15 protein-coding genes are annotated in these 19,477 nt (G+C 49.3%); 6 read left to right on the forward strand and 9 right to left on the reverse strand.

Translation table 11 applies throughout. The features are described from left to right. Nucleotides 1-143 precede the first annotated feature (143 nt). Nucleotides 144-3,032 carry an excinuclease ABC subunit UvrA gene (gene uvrA, locus B160_RS0112355; RefSeq protein WP_018628232.1) on the forward strand — a complete coding sequence of 963 codons (2,889 nt, stop codon included), beginning with the start codon at nt 144-146 and terminating at the stop codon, nt 3,030-3,032. Nucleotides 3,033-3,487: 455 nt separating this feature from the next. Here the strand turns inward: uvrA and B160_RS0112365 are convergent, their stop codons facing one another. Continuing rightward, a complete protein-coding gene (locus B160_RS0112365; protein ID WP_018628234.1) occupies nt 3,488-4,957 on the reverse strand; it encodes a vWA domain-containing protein in 1,470 nt (489 codons plus the stop codon). A gap of 230 nt (nt 4,958-5,187) precedes the next feature. Here B160_RS0112365 and B160_RS29000 point away from each other — a divergent pair, with 230 nt between their 5' ends. Beyond that, entirely contained in the window at nt 5,188-5,685 is a 498-nt protein-coding gene (locus B160_RS29000; protein ID WP_157558034.1) for a hypothetical protein, read from the forward strand. A gap of 71 nt (nt 5,686-5,756) precedes the next feature. On the opposite strand, the gene B160_RS0112375 is transcribed toward B160_RS29000, so the two are convergent. Together B160_RS0112375 and B160_RS0112380 are read right to left on the reverse strand one after the other, a co-directional pair. Next, nucleotides 5,757-8,612: a hypothetical protein gene (locus B160_RS0112375; RefSeq protein WP_018628236.1), complete on the reverse strand. Its 2,856-nt coding sequence runs from the start codon at nt 8,610-8,612 to the stop codon at nt 5,757-5,759. A 33-nt stretch (nt 8,613-8,645) separates the two neighbouring features. Next, entirely contained in the window at nt 8,646-9,602 is a 957-nt protein-coding gene (locus B160_RS0112380; RefSeq protein WP_018628237.1) for an NAD(P)H-dependent flavin oxidoreductase, read from the reverse strand. A 145-nt stretch (nt 9,603-9,747) separates the two neighbouring features. Between B160_RS0112380 and B160_RS0112385 the strand changes: the two genes are divergently transcribed. Next, complete coding sequence (locus B160_RS0112385) at nt 9,748-10,659, forward strand: lysylphosphatidylglycerol synthase transmembrane domain-containing protein (protein WP_018628238.1); 912 nt, start codon at nt 9,748-9,750, stop codon at nt 10,657-10,659. A gap of 11 nt (nt 10,660-10,670) precedes the next feature. Next, nucleotides 10,671-12,620 carry an LTA synthase family protein gene (locus B160_RS0112390; RefSeq protein ID WP_018628239.1) on the forward strand — a complete coding sequence of 650 codons (1,950 nt, stop codon included), beginning with the start codon at nt 10,671-10,673 and terminating at the stop codon, nt 12,618-12,620. Nucleotides 12,621-12,847: 227 nt separating this feature from the next. On the opposite strand, the gene B160_RS0112395 is transcribed toward B160_RS0112390, so the two are convergent. The 5 genes from B160_RS0112395 to B160_RS0112415 all read right to left on the reverse strand — a co-directional run bounded on the left by B160_RS0112395 (nt 12,848) and on the right by B160_RS0112415 (nt 17,368). Continuing rightward, on the reverse strand, nt 12,848-14,602 hold the full coding sequence (locus tag B160_RS0112395; RefSeq protein WP_018628240.1) for an ArnT family glycosyltransferase: 1,755 nt from the start codon (nt 14,600-14,602) through the stop codon (nt 12,848-12,850). Nucleotides 14,603-14,994: 392 nt separating this feature from the next. Continuing rightward, on the reverse strand, nt 14,995-15,885 hold the full coding sequence (fabD, locus tag B160_RS0112400) for an ACP S-malonyltransferase (protein ID WP_018628241.1): 891 nt from the start codon (nt 15,883-15,885) through the stop codon (nt 14,995-14,997). Between the two features lie 30 nt (nt 15,886-15,915). Continuing rightward, nucleotides 15,916-16,512 (reverse strand): GTP cyclohydrolase I FolE, encoded by a 597-nt coding sequence (folE, locus tag B160_RS0112405; RefSeq protein ID WP_018628242.1) that lies wholly within the window; start codon nt 16,510-16,512, stop codon nt 15,916-15,918. A 13-nt stretch (nt 16,513-16,525) separates the two neighbouring features. Beyond that, on the reverse strand, nt 16,526-16,936 hold the full coding sequence (locus tag B160_RS0112410) for a 6-pyruvoyl trahydropterin synthase family protein (protein WP_018628243.1): 411 nt from the start codon (nt 16,934-16,936) through the stop codon (nt 16,526-16,528). Between the two features lie 24 nt (nt 16,937-16,960). Continuing rightward, nucleotides 16,961-17,368: a 6-pyruvoyl trahydropterin synthase family protein gene (locus tag B160_RS0112415; RefSeq protein ID WP_018628244.1), complete on the reverse strand. Its 408-nt coding sequence runs from the start codon at nt 17,366-17,368 to the stop codon at nt 16,961-16,963. Nucleotides 17,369-17,574: 206 nt separating this feature from the next. Here B160_RS0112415 and mqnB point away from each other — a divergent pair, with 206 nt between their 5' ends. Together mqnB and B160_RS0112430 are read left to right on the forward strand one after the other, a co-directional pair. Continuing rightward, nucleotides 17,575-18,222 carry a futalosine hydrolase gene (mqnB, locus tag B160_RS0112425; protein WP_018628246.1) on the forward strand — a complete coding sequence of 216 codons (648 nt, stop codon included), beginning with the start codon at nt 17,575-17,577 and terminating at the stop codon, nt 18,220-18,222. 57 nt (nt 18,223-18,279) lie between these two features. After that, nucleotides 18,280-19,086 (forward strand): 1,4-dihydroxy-6-naphtoate synthase, encoded by an 807-nt coding sequence (locus B160_RS0112430; protein WP_018628247.1) that lies wholly within the window; start codon nt 18,280-18,282, stop codon nt 19,084-19,086. A 99-nt stretch (nt 19,087-19,185) separates the two neighbouring features. Here B160_RS0112430 and B160_RS0112435 read toward each other — a convergent pair. Then, on the reverse strand, nt 19,186-19,477 hold a 292-nt coding region (locus B160_RS0112435; RefSeq protein ID WP_018628248.1), incomplete at its 5' end, for a transposase.

Raw genomic sequence — 19,477 nt, forward strand, 5'->3', positions numbered from 1 at the left:
TGATACATAGTCTCATGAAGAGAGATGGTGCCATTACACGCAATATTCATCGACCAGGTTAAAATATCTCCGGGCGATGAATATCGGATATCTTTTTCAGGGATTTTAAAGCTAAATTTGTGCCCTCTTAAAATGTAAATGGAATGGCGAAGGCAAAAACCGTGGAAAAGAAAGATGAGATTTTTGTGAAAGGCGCCCGGGTACATAACCTGAAAAATGTAACAGTTGGTTTTCCCAGGAATAAATTCATAGTAGTAACCGGTGTTTCGGGGTCAGGCAAATCTTCGCTGACCATTGACACATTGTATGCGGAGGGACAGCGGCGGTACGCGGAGAGCCTGAGTGCTTATGCCCGCCAGTTCCTGAACCGGATGAATAAGCCCGATGTGGATTATATCAAGAACCTTTGTCCGGCCATTGCCATCGAACAGAAGGTCATTACCCGTACGCCGAGGAGCACTGTGGGCACCATGACGGAGATCTACGATTACCTCCGCCTGCTGTTTGCAAGGGCTGGCACCACCATTTCTCCCGTTTCGGGAAAAGAGGTGAAAAAAGATGATGTAACGGATGTGGTTGCGGCCATCGAAAAGCTGGAGCCAGGGAGCAAGGTCTTTATACTGGTGCCCTTTAAACTCCACTCCAACCGCAATGTACGTGAGGAGCTGAATATATTGCTGCAAAAGGGATTTACCCGGGTTGCAGCAGGGGGAGGAACGCGGGCAACGGACCTGGAAGTACTGGATATTGAAGATCTGCTGGAGCAGGACGATGCTGCTGTTTCCCGGTTGCTGGGGGTGCAAAAGGCGGCGACAAAAACAAAATCATCGCCGCCGGTATTTATACTGATCGACCGGATCATTGCGCGGGAGTTGGATGAGGACGACCGCCACCGCCTGGGGGATTCGATCGGCACCGCTTTTTATGAAGGAGAGGGGACCGTTTTTGTACAAATGATCACACCGGACGGCCATGCGCAGCTACTTGATTTTAATAACCGGTTTGAACTGGACGGGATCGTATTTGAAGAGCCCAATCCGAATTTGTTTTCCTTTAATAACCCGCTGGGCGCCTGTCCTACCTGCGAGGGCTTCAGCCTGGTGCTGGGGATTGATGCCGACCTGGTGATCCCGGATAAACGGCTGAGTGTTTTTGAAGGAGCGGTGGCTCCCTGGAAAGGAGAAAAGCTGGGTAAATGGAAAGACCGGTTTATTCGGGCTGCCACCAAATATGACTTTCCCATCCACAAACCGGTAGCCGATCTTACAAAAGAACAATATGACCTTTTATGGAAGGGAAACAGTTCGGTTTACGGCGTCAATGATTTTTTTAAAGAGGTAGAGCAGAATCTGTATAAGGTGCAGTACCGCGTGCTGCTGAGCCGCTACCGGGGACGTACTACCTGCCCGGATTGCGAAGGATACCGGTTGCGTAAGGAAGCATTGTATGTAAAAGTAGGCAGCCAACACATCGGAGCACTTGGCGAAATGCCGGCTAAGGATCTGAAAGCCTGGTTTGAAAAATTAAAATTGCCTGCGCATAAAGCGGCCATCGCCAAACGGATCCTGCTGGAAATAAACAACCGCCTGGATACGCTATTAAAAGTAGGGTTGGGGTATCTGACCATGAGCCGGGTGGCCAATACGCTCAGTGGTGGCGAGAGCCAGCGGATACAGCTGACCCGGAGCCTGGGAAGCAACCTGACCAATTCCCTTTACATATTGGATGAACCTTCCATTGGCCTGCACTCGCGTGACACGGACAATCTGATCAACGTGCTGAAAGAACTGCGCGACCTCAATAATACCGTAGTGGTCGTGGAGCATGATGATATGGTAATGCGTCATGCAGATCATATCATTGATATGGGCCCGCTTGCGGCGCACCTTGGTGGCGAGGTAGTAGCAGAAGGCAGCTATAAAGAATTGCTGAAAGATAAGAACAGCCTTACCGGAAAATACCTGAGCGGTACTTTTTCCATTGAGCCTCCCGCAGCAACCCGTAGCTGGACGCGCTTTATAAAAGTGGAAGGGGCGCGGCAGCATAACCTGAAAGATGTTACCGTTACCTTTCCCCTGAATGTACTGGTGGTCGTCAGCGGGGTCAGTGGCAGCGGAAAGACCACACTGGTAAAACAGATCCTGTACCCCGCATTGCAGAAAATGAAGGGAGAACCGGTAATTTCCGGTGATAAGATCGGTTTTCATAAAGCCATTACCGGCGATGTGGACAGTGTGCACCAGATAGAGATGGTAGATCAGAATCCCATCGGTAAATCGTCGCGGAGCAACCCGGTAACCTATATAAAGGCGTATGATGAAATACGCGACCTTTTTGCAAAACAGCCGTTGAGCAAGATGCGGGGGTTTCAGCCCAAACACTTTTCCTTTAATGTGGATGGCGGCCGTTGTGATACCTGCAAAGGCGAAGGCGAACAGGTGGTTGAGATGCAGTTCCTGGCAGATGTACACCTGGTATGCGAAAGCTGCGGCGGCAAACGCTTTAAGGAAGAGGTACTGGAAGTTAAATACAGGGAGAAGAGCATTCATGATGTTCTTGAAATGAGCGTGGATGCCTCGCTGGAATTTTTTAAAGAGGAGAAGAAGATAAAGGAGGCGATACAGCCGCTGAGCGATGTGGGGTTGGGGTATATAAAGCTGGGACAATCCTCCGATACGCTTTCCGGCGGGGAGGCACAGCGGGTGAAGCTGGCTTCTTTTTTAGGAAAGCCTGGCCGGGCGTCAAGGTCAGAGGGAGGAAAAAGCAGTCATAAGGTCCTTTTTATTTTTGATGAACCTACAACAGGCCTGCATTTTCATGACATTAAAAAGCTGCTCGCTTCTTTTAATGCGCTGATCGAGCAGGGGCATACAGTACTGGTCGTCGAGCACAATATTGATGTGATCAAAAGTGCCGACTGGCTTATAGAGCTGGGCCCGGAAGCGGGCGATGGCGGCGGGAAGCTGGTTTATGAAGGCGTTCCCTCCGGTATAAAAAAAGTAAAGAACAGCTATACCGGAAAATATCTCTGAGCCGGGCCAAACGCGTTTAAACGGTTTCACTACAAAAGACCGTTTATCGGTTGCTTTCAACAAAATGGGAAACCTCTTCTGTGTATTCAGCCAGCAGCAAAGAATCAGCCGCAGATGCTCTGTTCCGGACCATTGGAACACAGAGGTATGTGCTATACTATAACAAAAATACTACTTATAAAATTTAGATGCGTTTGCCCTGATCTCTGAGAGGCTGTTTCTGCTTTTTCTATATGTGACCCCGATGGGGCTCAAAAATCGTATAAGTGTTTTTTTACCAGCAAAGAGTTCCTATGAGCCGGCCCTGTAAGAGCGTTAGGCGGGTAAGAAAATGGATCGGCCAAGCAGCATAAAGCCCCATCGGGGTGGCGGTTTGCCACTATCCGAAAAGTTTAAACGACTCCAGATCTGGTTTTAAACAGTTCATGATCCCGCATCGTTTTTTGACCGGCTTATCATAAGCCTGCATTCTTAACGATCTCTGTAAACTCCTTCCGGAAGCCGTTGGGATCATAGGTGATCGCCGTATTCGCCAGCTCAAGGATCATCCTTTTATTCAGGCTGCCTTTGTAGGCAGATTGTTTCATCAGCAGCCCCCAGCCGGTAACAGCGGTTGCAAACCGCATGTTTTCAGATGCGGCGGCTATAGGAACCGGGGGTGTTTTGATCTCGAGCTGCAGCGAACGGCTATCCCCGTTTCCCGGCACTTTGTATTTAAAATTAAACTCAGCAAATTTTTCATTTACGACCGCCTCTTTCAGCACCACTTCATAGAGGGCTGTGATGGTTTGGCCGGAGCCGATTTCGCCGGCATCGGTCTTTTCATCCTCGAAGTCCCCGTCTTTTAATGCCCTGTTCTCATAGCCGATCAGCCGGTAAGATTCGACCCTGGCGGGATTGAAGATTATTTGTATTTTGGAATCTGTGGCAACTGTATAAAACCGGGATGTTTCAAAAGAGAATACTTTTTGGATCTGTTTGGCGTTGTCGATATATTCATAGTTGCCATTTCCTTTATTGGCAAGTTGCTCCATCATATGGTCGTTGAGATTGCCGCTGCCCACGCCCAGCACGGTCAGGTAGATACCGCTTTTTCTTTTGGTTTCGATCATCTTTATCAGCTCATCGGAATTGGTAACGCCTATATTAAAATCACCGTCGGTGCCTAAGATCACCCGGTTGTTTCCGTCTTCGATAAAATTCTTTTGCGCTATTTCATATGCGGTGCTGATACCAGCGGCCCCGGCGGTTGAGCCTCCTGCGCCCAGTTGGTCAATGGCTTTCTTGATCTTTTCCTTTTCACTGCCGGGGGTTGACTGAAGCAGCACGCCGGCGCTGCCTGCATAGATAACAATAGCCACTTTATCTTTATCCTTCAGGCCATCGGCCATTAATTTGAATCCCGATTTGAGGACGGCCAGTTTATCATACGAGTTCATGGAGCCCGAAACATCAATTAAGAAAACATAATTGGAGCCGGGAAGCGCTGCTTCACTGATGGTTTGCCCCTTCATACCAATGCGGATGAGGTGATGCGCTGCATTCCAGGGGCAGGTTGCCGTTTCTGCATTGATGGCTACATTTTCATTGCCATCCGGCTCGTGATAATTGTAAGTAAAGTAATTGATGTATTCCTCAATTCTTACGGACGCCTTTGGTGGAAGCTGGCCCATATGGGTAAAACGGCGCATATTGGAATAGGAGGCTCCGTCTGCATCGACCGAAAAAGTGGACAACGGGTGATCTGCCGCTTTTATGAACGGGTTTTCCTCATAGTCCTTATATTTCTCAAACTCTGGCAGATCGGAAAAAGCAAAGGGGTCTCCAAATAAAGGCATCGCATCCATCCCGGTGTTTTCTTTCTCGCAGCCGGTAAATACCAAAAAGGTGATGGCAGGCAGCAGTAATTTCAATAATGTGTTCATATAAGTTTCGTTTTAGTAAGGGGTTGTAAAGGGAGAACGTTAAAAAAGAGTATTTGGCAACATCCCCCGCCCTGTTTTTTTCCGGAGAGCGTTTTTGAGATGTCGCCGTATGACCCTTGCGCCCTGTTTAAAGGGCTGTGCTTCTTCAGGTGCATTTATAAGGTCACTGTAATTTGGAAATGGATCCTGCTTCAAGCGGCCATCATGGAAGATAATGATTAACTTAGCTGATGATGAAAACTATAAATACACGGCTAAAAGGGTGTATGTTGGTGCTCATGGCGAGCCTGTCCTGTAACACCCCTCCGCAGGAAGCGGCGACTGCGCCGGATGGTGCTGATTCAGCGGGGCACCGGGAAAACCAGGTAATGATACCGGCGGCCACCTGTTATGCCGGTCAGCAGGGAAAGGACTCCTTCTTTCTGAAAACGGAGGTATTTCCCAATGTGGTAACAGGTTCGCTTTCGTATGATTTTTACGAAAAGGACCGGAACCGGGGAACGATCGAAGGAACGCTGAAGGGCGATACGCTGATCGCTGATTATACCTTTACGTCAGAAGGAAAAGAATCGGTACGCCAGGTTGCATTCCTGCTCGGCGACAGCACTGCTACGGAAGGATATGGGCAAATGGAAGAACAGGATGGGAAGCTGGTGTTTAAAAGCTTGCAGGAACTGAGCTTTACCCAGTCGGTGTCTCTGCACAAAGTTCCTTGTGAAGAACGCTGACAGCAACGGGTTTGCCTGTGATTGCGGTGATCAATTTAAAGAAAGCATTGCTTCGAAACAGGTGGTGTATCTTATTCCCCGTTCTTTTGTACCGCCAGGGGCTGATAGAGTACTCCCAGTTTTCCCGTTAGATTGGCCCCCTGTACAATGATCATATAATTGCTGCTGCTTTCTGATGTATAGAATGAAAATCGGGCTTTTCCATCTTTATTGGTCATTACTTCCGGGTTCCAGTAAACGGTAGTGCGGAGATCAGGTACGGCGGTCTTTTCATCGGGCGACATGTACCGTGGACTGTAAAACTGTTTGGCAAGCACCGGCACCACCGGCCTGTATAGGTAGATGCCCGGCGTTTTCTTTAGGAAAGGGCCGGAGCCGGACCGGGTAGTGATCTCCACAAAAGAATAGTCCCTGGTTACCGGCCCGGAATTCATTTGCTCCTGGATGCTCAAAAAGGAGGAGCGATAGGGCGAATTGAATTTCGGCGTGTTCATAATTTCGATGGCCCGTATATCCTCGGCAGAAAAATATTTCAGGTAGGCATCCAGGAAAAGCTGGTAATCGTTCGGGCCGCCACCCCCGCTTCCGGGGTCGTAGAAGAAATGAAGATCGACGCCATCGATGATGAACCGTACGATGTTGCCGTTGATCAGGTAGAGGAGGTTATTGCTTCTTGGCAGGGAGCCCAGTCCAAACCCTTTTACCTGCTTGTATAAAACGCTGAGCAGTGTTTCCTTGGGCATTTTGTCCAGCGTTTTTTCATAGATCACCTGGTCGGCGCCTCCATTTTTATTCAGATTTTTTGAACCGGGAATTGCGGCGGTCGTCTTTACGACGACTTCATCCAGGTATTCCCCGTGCTTTTTGATCAGGTTGCGGATGGCCATTTGGCGGCGTACAAACTGCGCGGTGGCCGTATCCAGTAAGATGTTCTGATGCTCAAAGGCAGCGGTTCCGCTACCAGTGTAGGGTGGAAATTCAGGTTCGTGCAGATCGATGCCGATGTTGAAGGCTCTTCCCTTCCGGTTAAAAGCCTCGATGACCAGGCTGACGCTGTCTTTGCTGAAATAGGGGAACCGGTCGAAAGTGAAAATGCCCTTATTGTTGGTTATGGTGTCCAAGAGAAAGACCCCCTGCCGGCCAACTTTTCCGAATATAACAACTTTTGTATTGGCAAAGGGCTTGTTAAAGATATTTGAGGCCTTGCCGCTTATTTTAAATACGTCCTCCCGGTCAAAGTGAAAGCCTCCGGGCGGCCATTCATAGTGTACCCAGCCCTGGGTAAGCATTAATGCGTCCGCAGCGTCCGGGGCCCGCTGCCGGAAGTAATAATAGGGCTCTTCAACATGGCCTTTCAGATCAGAGCTGAGCAGCATATAGCTGAGTATGTTTTCCGCCTGCTGGTTGATCCCGACCTGGCTGGTATCGATCACTGCCACAGAAAAACTTCCGGTAGTGTTGCTGTCTGCGCCGCCTTTTACGGTCAGCAGCAGGGACACACTGTCCTTATTGCGGTAAACTTCTTTACTGGCCGTCAATGATAACCGAAGGGAGTCGTTCTGCCAGATAAAAACAGCTCTTTCATTTACAGGCTGCATCAGACTGTTGTACAGTGTAAACCGTGTAATGCCGGAAGGAAGCATGCTCTTGGCAATGCTGATGCTGTGTGGAACGGCAGACAGGGCAACCGATCCTTTTGCAAACAGATTACCTCTTGTGGTTCCGGTAAAGTAGCATTTTTCTCCATGAAGGTCTGCTGTGGCATCGATGTTTACCTGTATGCTATCCGAAGCAGGATCATTGATCACCTGCAGCAAGGTGCCCGATTGTTTTGCGTCGGGCAGTTTTACCGGAAGCGCGCCCTCCGGGAAAGCGGTATAATGGTCACCGGGCTGCGGGGTAAAAGTAACGGCCCCCATCCCTTTATGGATGGACGCAAAGCGGGCTATTTCCTGTCCCTGGTCATTTTTGATAATGCCTTTCACATCTACACCGTTACCATACAGGTTCACGGCTTTAAATCCCAGCTGTTGCTTTCTCCCGGCGATGAAGCTCCCGCCTTCCGGCAGGAACTGCAGGTCAATGACGGACTGATCAGCTGCTTTTACCGGTATCTGCAATTTAAGGTCCTCTTTGTCGGCTATTTCGATTACAAGATCTTTGTTGGTAGCATCGCTTTTCAGCACCGTATCCAGGGACAAATTTCCCCCGGCGTCGGTGATAGTCTGTATCCGGAGCAGGTTCCTGTTTTTTGACCGGACCCTTACTGCGACTTTCCTGTACGCAATGGCGCGCAGGCTGTTGGTTGTGAGTTCGGCAAGCAGGGTTATACGGCTGCCGGAAAACTTTAGATCATGAACGCGGGCATTCCATGCGCCTGAAACGGGATTGATAACGGTAAAGCGGCTTTCAAAGAAAAGCGAGTCCCCAAAATTGCGCATCCAGTTGGTATAGGCCCGCAACACATAACTTCCCTGTGGAAAATCATCTTCCGTTAAAACAATATTACTCTGAAAGCGTCCCCAGTAGCAGGGCGCTGCAGTTCGTTTTACGATCTCATTAGAAGCGTTGATGACCTCAATATACGCAATGCCCGTGCTGTCAAGGATGGCATTTTCGCTTGCAGATAAAATATATCCCTTCATCCATAAGGTATCCTTTACGTTGTAGTAGGGGCGGTCATAGTGGATGAAAATTTTCTCCCTTGGCAGATTGGTGTTGATGGAATCATTGGCAGCCAGCTTTTTTATGAGTGGTTGAAACTGGCAAAAAGCGCTGAGGTGGCCGGAACCAAGCAGGTAAATAAGGAGGACCCATTTTATTTCCCGGCGGAAAAAAGGGGCCGGGGTGCCGGAAACTTTACGAAGGTGCTTCATCCGGCAGGAGGGTACACTTGGCAAAAGCGGCAGGTCTTTTCGGTATTGCATTTTCTTGTCAGAACAATTCAGTTTTATCACAAATTACTGATTTTTAGATAAGCCCTCCAAACCGTTCCTGAACTCCTCCCATGTTCTTTTTACAATTTCGGCCGCGGGCAAAACGGATGTTATTGCAGCAGATACCTGCCCTATTTCCAGCTCCCCGTTTTCCAGGTCGCCTTCAAACATTCCCTTTTTGGCGCGCCCCCTGCCAAGAAGGGCCACCAGTGCCGCTGCGGAGGCACCGTTTAGTTCCAATGCTTTTACCTGCTGGTAAAAGCTGTTTTTAAGCAGGCGCACCGGGGTCAGCTGTTTTAAAGACAGTTCTGTATCGCCTTCCCTGGCATCCAGCACGCGTTGTTGGAAATTGATATGACAGGAAGCTTCTTCACTGGCTGCAAACCGGCTTCCGATCTGCACGGCTTCGGCGCCCAGCGCAAATGCGGCCAGCATTTGTTTTCCTGAGGCGATCCCACCGGCTGCTATAACCGGAATGTGCACCGCTGCGCGTACCAGCGGTATCAATACCATGGAAGTGGTCTCTTCCCGGCCATTGTGTCCCCCGGCCTCAAAGCCTTCGGCCACAACCGCATCGCAACCTGCTTCCTGGGCCTTTAATGCAAATTTGCTGCTGCTGACCACGTGCACTACAATAACCCCTTCTTTTTTCAGGATGCCGGTCCATTTACCGGGATTGCCGGCGCTGGTAAAAACAACCGGAATCTTTTCCTCTGTAATGATCTTTATATGCTCCTCCAGTTCGGGATATAATAGGGGAAGGTTGACGCCAAACATCTGCCGGGTAGCCGCCCTGCATTTTCGTATATGCTCCCTCAGCACATCGGGGTACATGGAACCGGCCCCGATAAGACCGAGCGCTCCGGCATTGCTGACCGCGCTGGCCAGCCTCCAGCCACTTGTCCAGACCATACCGGCCTGGATGATCGGATAGGTAATCCGGAAGAGTTGTGTAATGCGATTCGTTGTTTGATGTTTCATGTTTAAATCCCGGATCCCGGATTCCAAATTCCACGTCTCAAATCTCAAACAGGGAGACCGGACAATGGATAACTTCTGAAGGTACTGATTTTAATAAAATTTCGACAGGTAATTTCACAATTTAGCCGAAGTTTGCAGTGGATATATGGATAAAAAGAAGGTCTGGAATGTTTTAAAACCGGTACTGAAAATTGCCTTTACTGTGCTGGCTTTATGGCTGGTGTACACCAAGGTGGATCTGACTGCTGTACGGCGGCTGTGGAAGGAGGCCAATAGCTGGTGGCTGATCCCCGCAGCGGTCGCCTTTGTCATCTGCCAGATCACAACCTCTTTCCGGCTGCTTTATTTCTTCCGGAATATCGGCCTGCCGATCTCCGTGCGGTCTAATTTGCGTTTGTACCTGCTGGGTATGTTCTACAATCTGTTTTTACCCAGTGGGCTGGGGGGCGATGGATATAAGATCATCGTACTGAAGCAGCGGTATGATACCACACATAAAGATGTTTTTTCCGCCGTTTTTTTCGACAGGCTGGCGGGCTTATGGGGATTGGGCTTTCTGGTGGCCTGTTTTAGCCTGGCTATGCCGGAAGTGCGGGCATACAGCCTGTGGATCCTGGCTGGCTTTGCCGGGGGAACGGTGGTTTATTATTATGTATTGCGCCGGTATTTCGGGCGCATCAGCCGCCGTTTTTTTAAAACACATTTACTGGGCATCTGTACCCAGTCGCTCCAGCTGGCCACGGTGGCGTTTATCCTGGCAGCGCTGGGTTGCAAAACCAGTTACTGGCCCTATTTTGCTATCTTTCTGTTATCCTCACTGGCGTCTTTATTCCCCTTCAGCATCGGCGGATTAGGGGCAAGGGAGGTTGCCATTGTATGGGGTGCCGGCACATTCGGACTGGACAAGGATCTGGCGGTATCGGTCAGCCTCAGTTTTTATTTAATAACCATGATCATGGCGCTGTCTGCTATTTTTATTTTATTTGGAAAGGAGCGGAAAAAGAAAACGGAGCAGCCTGTAACGGCGGCTGACCCGGACGAAAGCGCATTCAGTTAATTTTTTGTCGTATGAACAGGAAAAGAGGCACCTGGTTGCTGAGTTATTACGGAGTATTTTTATACCGCATCCTGTTGGTGTTGTTCCTGTTTTTTATCTGCAGGATCCTGTTCTACATTTTGAACACATCTTTATTCCCCGGGATCGGGGCAGCGGATTGGGTAAAGATCCTTACCGGAGGATTACGGTTTGATGTTGCTGCTATGTTCTATTTCAATTGCCTGCTTATTTTTTTGATGACCGTTCCGTTGCCGTATCGATTGCGTATTCATAAACGGTACCAGCGGGTGCTTCAATGGGTATTCTATATTACCAACGGGATCGCGCTGCTGCTGAACTGTATCGATTTTATCTATTACCGTTTTACGCTGCGGAGGACTACTACCAGCGTTTTTAACGAATTTTCGCATGAGCAGAATAAATCGGGGCTGGCATTTAATTTTTTGATCGATTACTGGTATGTGGTGCTGATCTTTGCAGGACTTGTCTGGCTCATGGTTTTTTTATACCGGAGAGTAGCCGTGCGCGCCGGTAAGCCTCCTTACCGGAATCCCGTTTATTATACGAAGGCGGCGCTGATCTTTGTTTTGAGCGTGGTACTGGCCATCGGCGGCATCCGGGGTGGTTTCCGGCACAGCACGCGCCCGATCACCGTAGGGGATGCCGGAGCCTATGTAAAACGGTCTCATGAAGTGTACCTGGTATTGAACACACCTTTTGTGTTTATCCGCACCATGGGCGTAAAGCCATTAAAAGAACTGCATTATTATTCCGATAAGGAGGTTGCGGATATTTATTCCCCGGTACATACGCCGGCGGATTCGCTCCCTTTTTCCAAAAAGAATGTGGTGATCATTATCCTGGAAAGTTTTGGCAAGGAATCCGTGGGGTTTTATAACAAAGACCTGGATCAGGGTACCTATACAGGATTCACACCTTTTCTGGATTCCCTGGCATCGGTAAGTAAGATCTACTGGAACTCTTTTGCCAACGGGCGGAAGTCGATCGATGCCATCCCTTCTATTTTTTCCAGCATTCCCAGCGGGCTCGACCCTTTTGTATTGACCCCCTATGTTTCGGACAGTACAAAAAGCCTGCCCCGGCTGCTGGCGCAGGAAGGATACCATACTTCTTTTTTTCATGGCGCTCCCAATGGGTCGATGGGGTTTTTGTCCTATGCGAAGATGATCGGCATTGATCACTATTTTGGTAAAACGGAGTATGACAATGATGCCGACTATGACGGGATCTGGGGGATCTGGGACGAACCGTTTTTTCAGTTCTTTGAACAAAAGCTCAGCAGTTTTCCCCAACCCTTCTTTTCCGGGATCTTTTCCGTGTCCTCGCACCATCCGTTTAAGGTACCCAAACAATATGAGGGCCGGTTTAAGAAAGGCCCGTTGCCGGTAATGGAATGCATCAGCTATACCGACATGGCCTTGCAAAAATTTTTTGATAAGGCGCGCCGGCAGCCCTGGTTCAATAATACACTTTTTGTGATTTCCGCTGACCATGCTACGGTGTCCTATCATCCCGAATATCAGAATGCCTGGGGCGATATTGCGATACCCATAATTTTGTATGCACCAGGCGACAGCAGCTTTCGCGGCACCCATCCGGGTGTGATCCAGCAGCTGGATATTATGCCCACGGTGCTGGGCTACCTGCACTATAACAAACCGTACCTGGCCTTTGGCGAAAATGTGCTGAGCCGGAAAGGGGCGGGCTTTGCCTACCAATATTCGGGCGGGCATCGCTGGATCGAAGGCGATTACCTGCTGTTTTTTGACGAGAAGCAGGCAACGGGGCTCTACAATTTTAAGGAAGACCGTTTAATGAAAAAGGATCTGCTGAAGGATTCAGCGCAACGGGCGGCTGCTATGGAACAAAAAGCGAAGGCATTCATACAGCAATACAATAACCGCCTGATCCGGAACCAGCTTATAGCGCCGGGAGGATAGTGTTTGTGTCAGGTTTGAAATTCCACGTCAGATGACTGTTTCACTTCTCAAAGATCATTGGCAGGTTTCGGATGGTGAGGTGGCCGGAGCAAGAACTTACTACCGGAGATCCCGCTGCCCGTTTCAGCCGGACCCGTTTTCATACCTGTAGTTTTATTGTCTATTGACCCGCTGAAAGCTGAGGGCTGATTGCTGAAAGCTGTTCAAGGCTCACCACTGATGCCCTGTCAATTCTTATGAACATCGACCGCGTAAAAATTGCTCGCAAAATTTCCCGGTATGAAATCATTTGTGAATGAGAACAGCAGCCGGTACTTCCCTGGTTTTTGTGGTGCTTTCACCGGTATGCTCAGCCGAATGCTTGCTCCCGGCTGCAGCGTTTTTTGAGGAAGGGCGAAGCTGGAATCTGAATTGATGAAACGGTATTTCTCAATCAGAAAAGCGTAGTCCAGCCGGAGCCGGCCATTCAGTTGCAGTCCGGTGTTGCCTCTATTGGAGATCTGAAGTGTTACGGTCCGGATGCCCGCCGGCAGCATTTCTTTTACCGGATCCTTTAATGCAATGCGGAGCTTGTTAACGCTTTGGTATCGCGGCAGGGGCAATAGCCTCCCCGGGTTATAGATGGTTTCCACGGCAATTCCGGTGCCTGGTTTCAGGTATGGGTTCTGGGTATAATAATAAGTGTCTTTTCCCTGCAGGAAATGATCATCGGCAATATTGAAATTCGTTTTACGATAACCCTTATCGTTGTACCCGATGGTTTGTACATCCGGGTGATAAAATTTGTAAAGTGAAGGCAATGCGTAGGAGTTGGAAAAGACGACCGGAGTACCGGCGGCCTTTTGATAAACCGCATCGGCCCATGTGCGGGCATAAGAAAATGAACGGAAGTGTTTGATCAGGTTGGCCGGTCCGTTCGGTATGAGGAACAGGATCCGGGCCAGCAGGATAAGTCCGATGTTGGAGCAGGCAAATTTAAAGAACAGGCGTTGGAAGGTTGCGCTGCCGTTTATGATCAACGATAAAAACAGCGCAACATAAGAAATACCTGCGATCATTGTCCAGTGCGGTTCTACCGTGTTTTTAAAAGAAGATAAAAGGAAAAAAAGCAGGGTTCCGGCAAACATGAACAGGTGGGCACGCATCAGCTTGTCCCGGATCTTCAGCTTAAAAACGGCGGCATAGAACAGCAGGGAAATGAGCGGTCCCCAGATCAGTATTTGTCCCAGCAGGTAATCGGTGGTATAGTTGATCCGGTATTTTTTTGCGATGCGTTCAATTAAATGAAAGCGCACGGTTGGCCAGTCGTTACTGTATTGCCAGTAGAGGTGCGGCAGGAAAAGCAGGGTAACCACCAGGACGATCAGCCAGAAATATTTATTGGCGAATAGCCGGAGGTTGGACAGGACCACAAATCCTACAAGCAGGATGCCGTGGTATTTGCTGTAGAACATACCGGTGATGGCTAAGGCCAGCCAGAGGCTGTTGCTGAAGCTGTTTTTGTTCAGAAAAAGTTTATACCTCCAGAAAAAGAGCGCTGCAAAAAAGAAGAGGGCAGCATCTGGCGTGGTAATAAAAGCATATACGTTAAAGACCAGCGTTGCTGCGTAAAGGAGGAGGAACCATTTTATTTTTTGAAGATAGACGGGAAGCCCCTTATACACGAGGGCAATGGAAAAGGTCGATAATAAGATGGTTCCCAGTCGCGTAAAGAACGGTCCGTGCCCGAAAGATTCTCCCAGCCGTATAAGAGCGGTTACCACGGGGGGATGGTCGAAGTAACCCCACTGCAGGTTTTGTGACAACATCCAGTAGTAGGCTTCATCCCCGTCGATGCCCAGGAACACCGCCTGCAGCGCATTGATCAGCAGCCATGCGATCATAAAACCGGCAAGCAATCGATCGTCCCTGCCTGTTGTGCGGGCAAGATCAGTGTCGCCGGTTGCGAGGGGGGGGATTGTATTTGTGTTTGCGGGCATCATAAAGGATCTCTGTTTGCGCGAAAATACTAAATAAGGGTGATGCACCTCCCGGGTGTATATTATGTTGGTGTGGTGTTTTGGCTGCGGGAGCGCTGAAATACCGGGTCTTTATGCCGCCGCCGCGGTATTTACACTATAATATTTTCATACCGCATCAGCGGCTAGTAAATAAAGGGCGGTAAGTTCAACGGCAGGCCCAAACGGGGTCTGCCTCCTTGTCTATGAGGGACGCCCGGCATCGGCAGATCGCTGCTGATGATCCTGTCCGGAGGGAATACCAGCCTCAATGGTCGTCACCCTCATTGGGACGGAGGCCGAATTCACGCGGCGGGATCAAAGTCCTGTAAGATGGATGGCGATTTGCAGCAACGGTCTGGGGAAAAAAAATGGGGTTAACTAACCCCATTTACTTCTACTTCTTTACTGATCTTCTGGATCAGCCCCTGTAACACTTTGCCAGGGCCTGCTTCCGTGAATTTCGTGGCACCATTGGCGATCATCGCCTGTATGCTCTGGGTCCATTGTACCGCCCCTGTAAGCTGGGCGATCAGATGCTCTTTTATTTCCTCCTTATCCATAATAGGTTTGGCTGCCACATTCTGGTAGATGGGGCAAACCGGTTGATGGAAGGCTGTTTTTTCAATGGCTTCCTGCAGCTCTTTTCGCGCGGGCTCCATTAAGGGAGAATGAAAGGCTCCGCCAACAGGCAGTACCAGGGCGCGTTTGGCGCCGGCCGCTTTCATGCGCTCCACGGCGATCTCAATTCCTTTGAGGGTTCCGCTGATGACCAGCTGCCCCGGGCAATTATAATTGGCGGGAACAACGATCTCTCCGGTTTCCTCCCCGATAGCGCTGCAGATCTCCTCTACTTTTTCGTCCGGAAGATTGAGCACCGCAGCCATCGTAGACGGTTGCAGCTCGCAGGCTGCTTGCATGGCGTTGGCCCTTACAGCCACCAGTTGCAGTGCATCTTCAAAGGCCAGCACGTTGTTGGCTACAAGCGCCGAAAATTCGCCCAGGGAATGCCCTGCTACCATATCCGGCCGGTTGTTCTCCATGACCTTGTAAGCGACAATGGAATGTAAAAAAACAGCCGGCTGTGTAACCCTTGTCTCTTTTAGTTCATCTGCAGTTCCTGTAAACATGATGTCGGAAAGGCGAAATCCTAAGATCTCATTGCCCTGCTCAAACAATTTTTTTGCAAATGCATTGTTCTCGTAATGCTCTTTTCCCATCCCGGTAAATTGCGATCCCTGTCCGGGAAATACCACTGCCTGTTTCATATTCACTTATTTATTTTGGTTCGTTTTTCTTTAACTTAAACGTGCACTGATGAGTTTTAAAAATTCACTCCGGGTTGAGTTTTTTTGAAACTCCCCGTCAAAAGCAGAAGTGGTTGTTTCGGAATTTTGCTTTTGAACGCCCCGCATCATCATGCACAGGTGCTTTGCCTCGATCACCACCGCAACACCCAGCGGATTTAATGTTTCTTTGATCGCATGCATGATCTGCACAGTAAGCCGCTCCTGCACCTGTAACCGGTGCGAATATACATCTACCACCCTTGCGATCTTGCTGAGCCCGGTGATCCATCCGTTTGGGATATATGCCACGTGCGCCCTGCCAAAAAAGGGCAGCATATGATGCTCGCACAGACTGTACAATTCAATATCTTTTACAATGATCATTTCGCTTACATCTTCATGGAACTTTGCAGAGTTAATGATCTCGTGTGCATCCAGGTGGTAGCCCTGTGTGAGCACCTGCATCGCTTTGGCTACGCGTTCGGGTGTTTTCTGGAGGCCTTCCCGTTCCGGATCTTCCCCCAGCTGCGCAATCACCTGTTTATAGTGCTGCATAAGCGCATGGGTTACAGGTTCATTATATTGATCTTCTTTTTTATAGGCCATATTTGCCGGTAATTTAAGATGACGGATACTCTACGAAATTCCTTGGTGTTTCATACAAACGGATCTTCAGGTCATGATCGCCGTTGATATGCGGACGCAGAATATCGTAGATCACAATTGCAATGTTCTCTGCAGTAGGGTTGGTATGTTTGAACTCCTCTGTGTCCAGGTTCAGGTTGCGGTGATCAAACCTTCCGATTACATGCCGGGCAACCAGATCGCTCAACACTTTAAGGTCCATTACAAAGCCGGTCTGCGGGTCTACTTCGCCCGTTACCTTTATTTCCAGTTCGTAATTATGCCCGTGATAATGCGGAAGGGCGCATTTCCCAAAGACCTGCTCATTGGTAGCATCATCCCAGGCTGGATTGAAGAGCCGGTGTGCCGCGTTAAAATGTTCCCTCCTGAATACGGATACTCTCATACTTGGATAAAGGTACATACAAACTTAACCAAAATACTCCACATAAATCCGTGGGGTCTCATAGAGCTTGATACAATGAAGCAATACTCCCTGGGGCAAATGCGGGTGCAGCTCATTCCAGATGGCAATGGCCAGGTTCTCCGTACTGCACAGCTTCCCCTTCATAAAATCTACGTCCTCGTTCAGGTTGCGGTGATCCAATTTTTCAATAATATGATCTTTAATGATCTCGCTCAATTTTTTTACGTCATATACGAAGCCGGTGTCCGGATGCGGTTCGCCTTTTACCGTAATGTATAATTCATAATTGTGCCCATGCCAGTTCTTGTTGGCACATTTACCAAAGACCTGTTCATTCTGCTCTTCGCTCCACCGCGGATTGAAGAGTTTATGCGCGGCGTTAAAGTGTTCAATTCTTGTGAGATATACCATACATCATAAATAAATAAGCCGGTATTTGCTCCAGCTTTTAAGGCGGCTGTATTCGAAAATGATACCACCTTCAAAAAAAACAGACTGCAAAGGTAACATTTCCCCCAATTATAAAAATGCCCGAACTTAGCGGGGCTGAACATTTTTACCCTTCGGGTCCTGAGAGGGACCGGAACCGGGGGTAGCAAGCGGTGTAAACACGGGATATGCGTAAAAAAATATTATTAACAGCAGCCACGGGGCTGGAGATTGCGCCTTTGAACTCCTTCTTAAAAGCGCAGGAGGGGGTGGATGTGCTGATCAGCGGCATCGGGGGGGTTGGTACGGCATACCGGCTTACCCGCCGGCTGGCGCGGGAACCGTACGACCTGGTGCTGCAGGCAGGTATCGGAGGCAGCTTTGTTGACCGGTATGCTCCGGGAAGCGTGGTGGTCATTGGCAGCGAGTGCTTTGGCGACCTGGGAGTGGTGGAAGCAGGGCAGCGGAAGTCGGTTTTTGACCTGCAACTAGAGCATGCGGACACCCCGCCATTTACCGGGGGGTGGCTTCCCAATCCATATGACGCACTGATGGATCTTACCGGTCTGGAGCGGGTAAAAGGGGTGACCGTTAACGAAGTCACCACCGGGGCAGACACGATCCAGCACTTTAAAAATAACCTGGGTGCCGCAATAGAGTCGATGGAGGGTGCCGCGCTCCATTATGTGGCTTTATCGGAAGGAGCGCCTTTTCTGCAGGTAAGGGCTGTATCCAATTATGTGGGAGAAAGGGATAAATCAAAATGGGCGCTGAAGGAATCCATTTCAAAGCTTCACGAGGCCCTGGAGCGGATCATCGGGGTGTTTACTTCGTAAACTGCCGAACATTTTTTGGGTTTTTCCTGTTTTATGAGATATTAATATGAAGCATATATGAAGTTGAAACTGGGATTTTCGCCCTGCCCGAATGACACGTTTATTTTCGATGCCCTGGTGAACGGGAAGATCGATACCGGAGGCCTTGAATTTGAAGTGGTGCTGGAAGACGTGGAAACACTGAACCGCTGGGCGCTTGAAGGAAAGCTGGATGTAACAAAGCTTAGTTTTCCGGCTTATTTTAAAACGCAGGATCAGTATGCTTTACTGAATGCCGGAAGCGCTTTGGGAAAAGGGGTGGGCCCGCTGCTGGTTAGCCGGCAACAACCTTTTCCGGAGGCGGCCATTGATGAAGCGGCAATTATACTGCCCGGGGTCAATACCACCGCTCATCTGCTTTTTAGCTTTGCCTATCCCGGCGCGCGCAACAAATCTTTTGGCGTGTTTCATGAAATAGAAGATGCGGTGGTTAATGGTATGGCAGACCTGGGCGTGATCATCCATGAAAACCGGTTCACCTACCAGGATAAAGGCCTGATGAAAGTGAAGGACTTGGGGGAATATTGGGAGGAGACTATGAGTGTGCCCATCCCTTTGGGGGGCATCGTGATCAAAAGATCCCTGGGCACGGTTCTTTATGACCAGGTGGATGCGCTGATCCGGGAAAGTCTGCGGTATTCTTTTGATCATTATCCCCTGGTTTCGGAGTATGTAAAAGACCACGCGCAGGCAATGAGTGAAGAGGTCATGCGCAAACACATCGATCTTTATGTGAACGATTATAGCCTGGACCTGGGCCCAGAAGGAAAGAAAGCGGTTGCAACCTTGTCCGGCGTTTATGACCGGGTCCATACCGGCGTTTAGAGGCTGTGGATACCCGGTTCCGTACGAGGGCAGGGGAGCCCAAGGGCAACGTTTTATTGAATATCGTTGCCCGTAACACGGAGCATACTAGAAGCCATCTCAAAAGTATTTTTTCATAATGATCATAATGCAAGCTATTTGAACAAAGGCCAGGAAGTTGGTATCATGATATTCGTAACGCACATAACATCTTCGATAATTGTGAATCCAGGCAAACAATCTCTCCACTTTCCAGCGATTTCGATAGCGCCGCAAGGGTCGTCCGTCCTGGGTGGGTTTGGCCTTTCTGTTAGAACGATGTGGCGCGATCAGTTCCACCTGCTGTTTTCTAAGCTCTTTGTCAGCCTTATCACTATCATAGGCACGATCTGCTATGATCCGTTTAATCCTT

It is taken from the genome of Niabella aurantiaca DSM 17617, assembly GCF_000374125.1.
Classification (GTDB): Bacteria; Bacteroidota; Bacteroidia; order Chitinophagales; family Chitinophagaceae; genus Niabella; species Niabella aurantiaca.

Bases quoted from the DNA above. Each gene is read 5' to 3' on its own strand.
- uvrA (WP_018628232.1), top strand. From the start codon at position 144: ATGGCGAAGGCAAAAACCGTGGAAAAGAAAGATGAGATTTTTGTGAAA.
- B160_RS0112365 (WP_018628234.1), bottom strand. From the start codon at position 4,957: ATGAACACATTATTGAAATTACTGCTGCCTGCCATCACCTTTTTGGTA.
- B160_RS29000 (WP_157558034.1), top strand. From the start codon at position 5,188: ATGATGAAAACTATAAATACACGGCTAAAAGGGTGTATGTTGGTGCTC.
- B160_RS0112375 (WP_018628236.1), bottom strand. From the start codon at position 8,612: ATGCAATACCGAAAAGACCTGCCGCTTTTGCCAAGTGTACCCTCCTGC.
- B160_RS0112380 (WP_018628237.1), bottom strand. From the start codon at position 9,602: ATGAAACATCAAACAACGAATCGCATTACACAACTCTTCCGGATTACC.
- B160_RS0112385 (WP_018628238.1), top strand. From the start codon at position 9,748: ATGGATAAAAAGAAGGTCTGGAATGTTTTAAAACCGGTACTGAAAATT.
- B160_RS0112390 (WP_018628239.1), top strand. From the start codon at position 10,671: ATGAACAGGAAAAGAGGCACCTGGTTGCTGAGTTATTACGGAGTATTT.
- B160_RS0112395 (WP_018628240.1), bottom strand. From the start codon at position 14,602: ATGATGCCCGCAAACACAAATACAATCCCCCCCCTCGCAACCGGCGAC.
- fabD (WP_018628241.1), bottom strand. From the start codon at position 15,885: ATGAAACAGGCAGTGGTATTTCCCGGACAGGGATCGCAATTTACCGGG.
- folE (WP_018628242.1), bottom strand. From the start codon at position 16,512: ATGGCCTATAAAAAAGAAGATCAATATAATGAACCTGTAACCCATGCG.
- B160_RS0112410 (WP_018628243.1), bottom strand. From the start codon at position 16,936: ATGAGAGTATCCGTATTCAGGAGGGAACATTTTAACGCGGCACACCGG.
- B160_RS0112415 (WP_018628244.1), bottom strand. From the start codon at position 17,368: ATGGTATATCTCACAAGAATTGAACACTTTAACGCCGCGCATAAACTC.
- mqnB (WP_018628246.1), top strand. From the start codon at position 17,575: ATGCGTAAAAAAATATTATTAACAGCAGCCACGGGGCTGGAGATTGCG.
- B160_RS0112430 (WP_018628247.1), top strand. From the start codon at position 18,280: ATGAAGTTGAAACTGGGATTTTCGCCCTGCCCGAATGACACGTTTATT.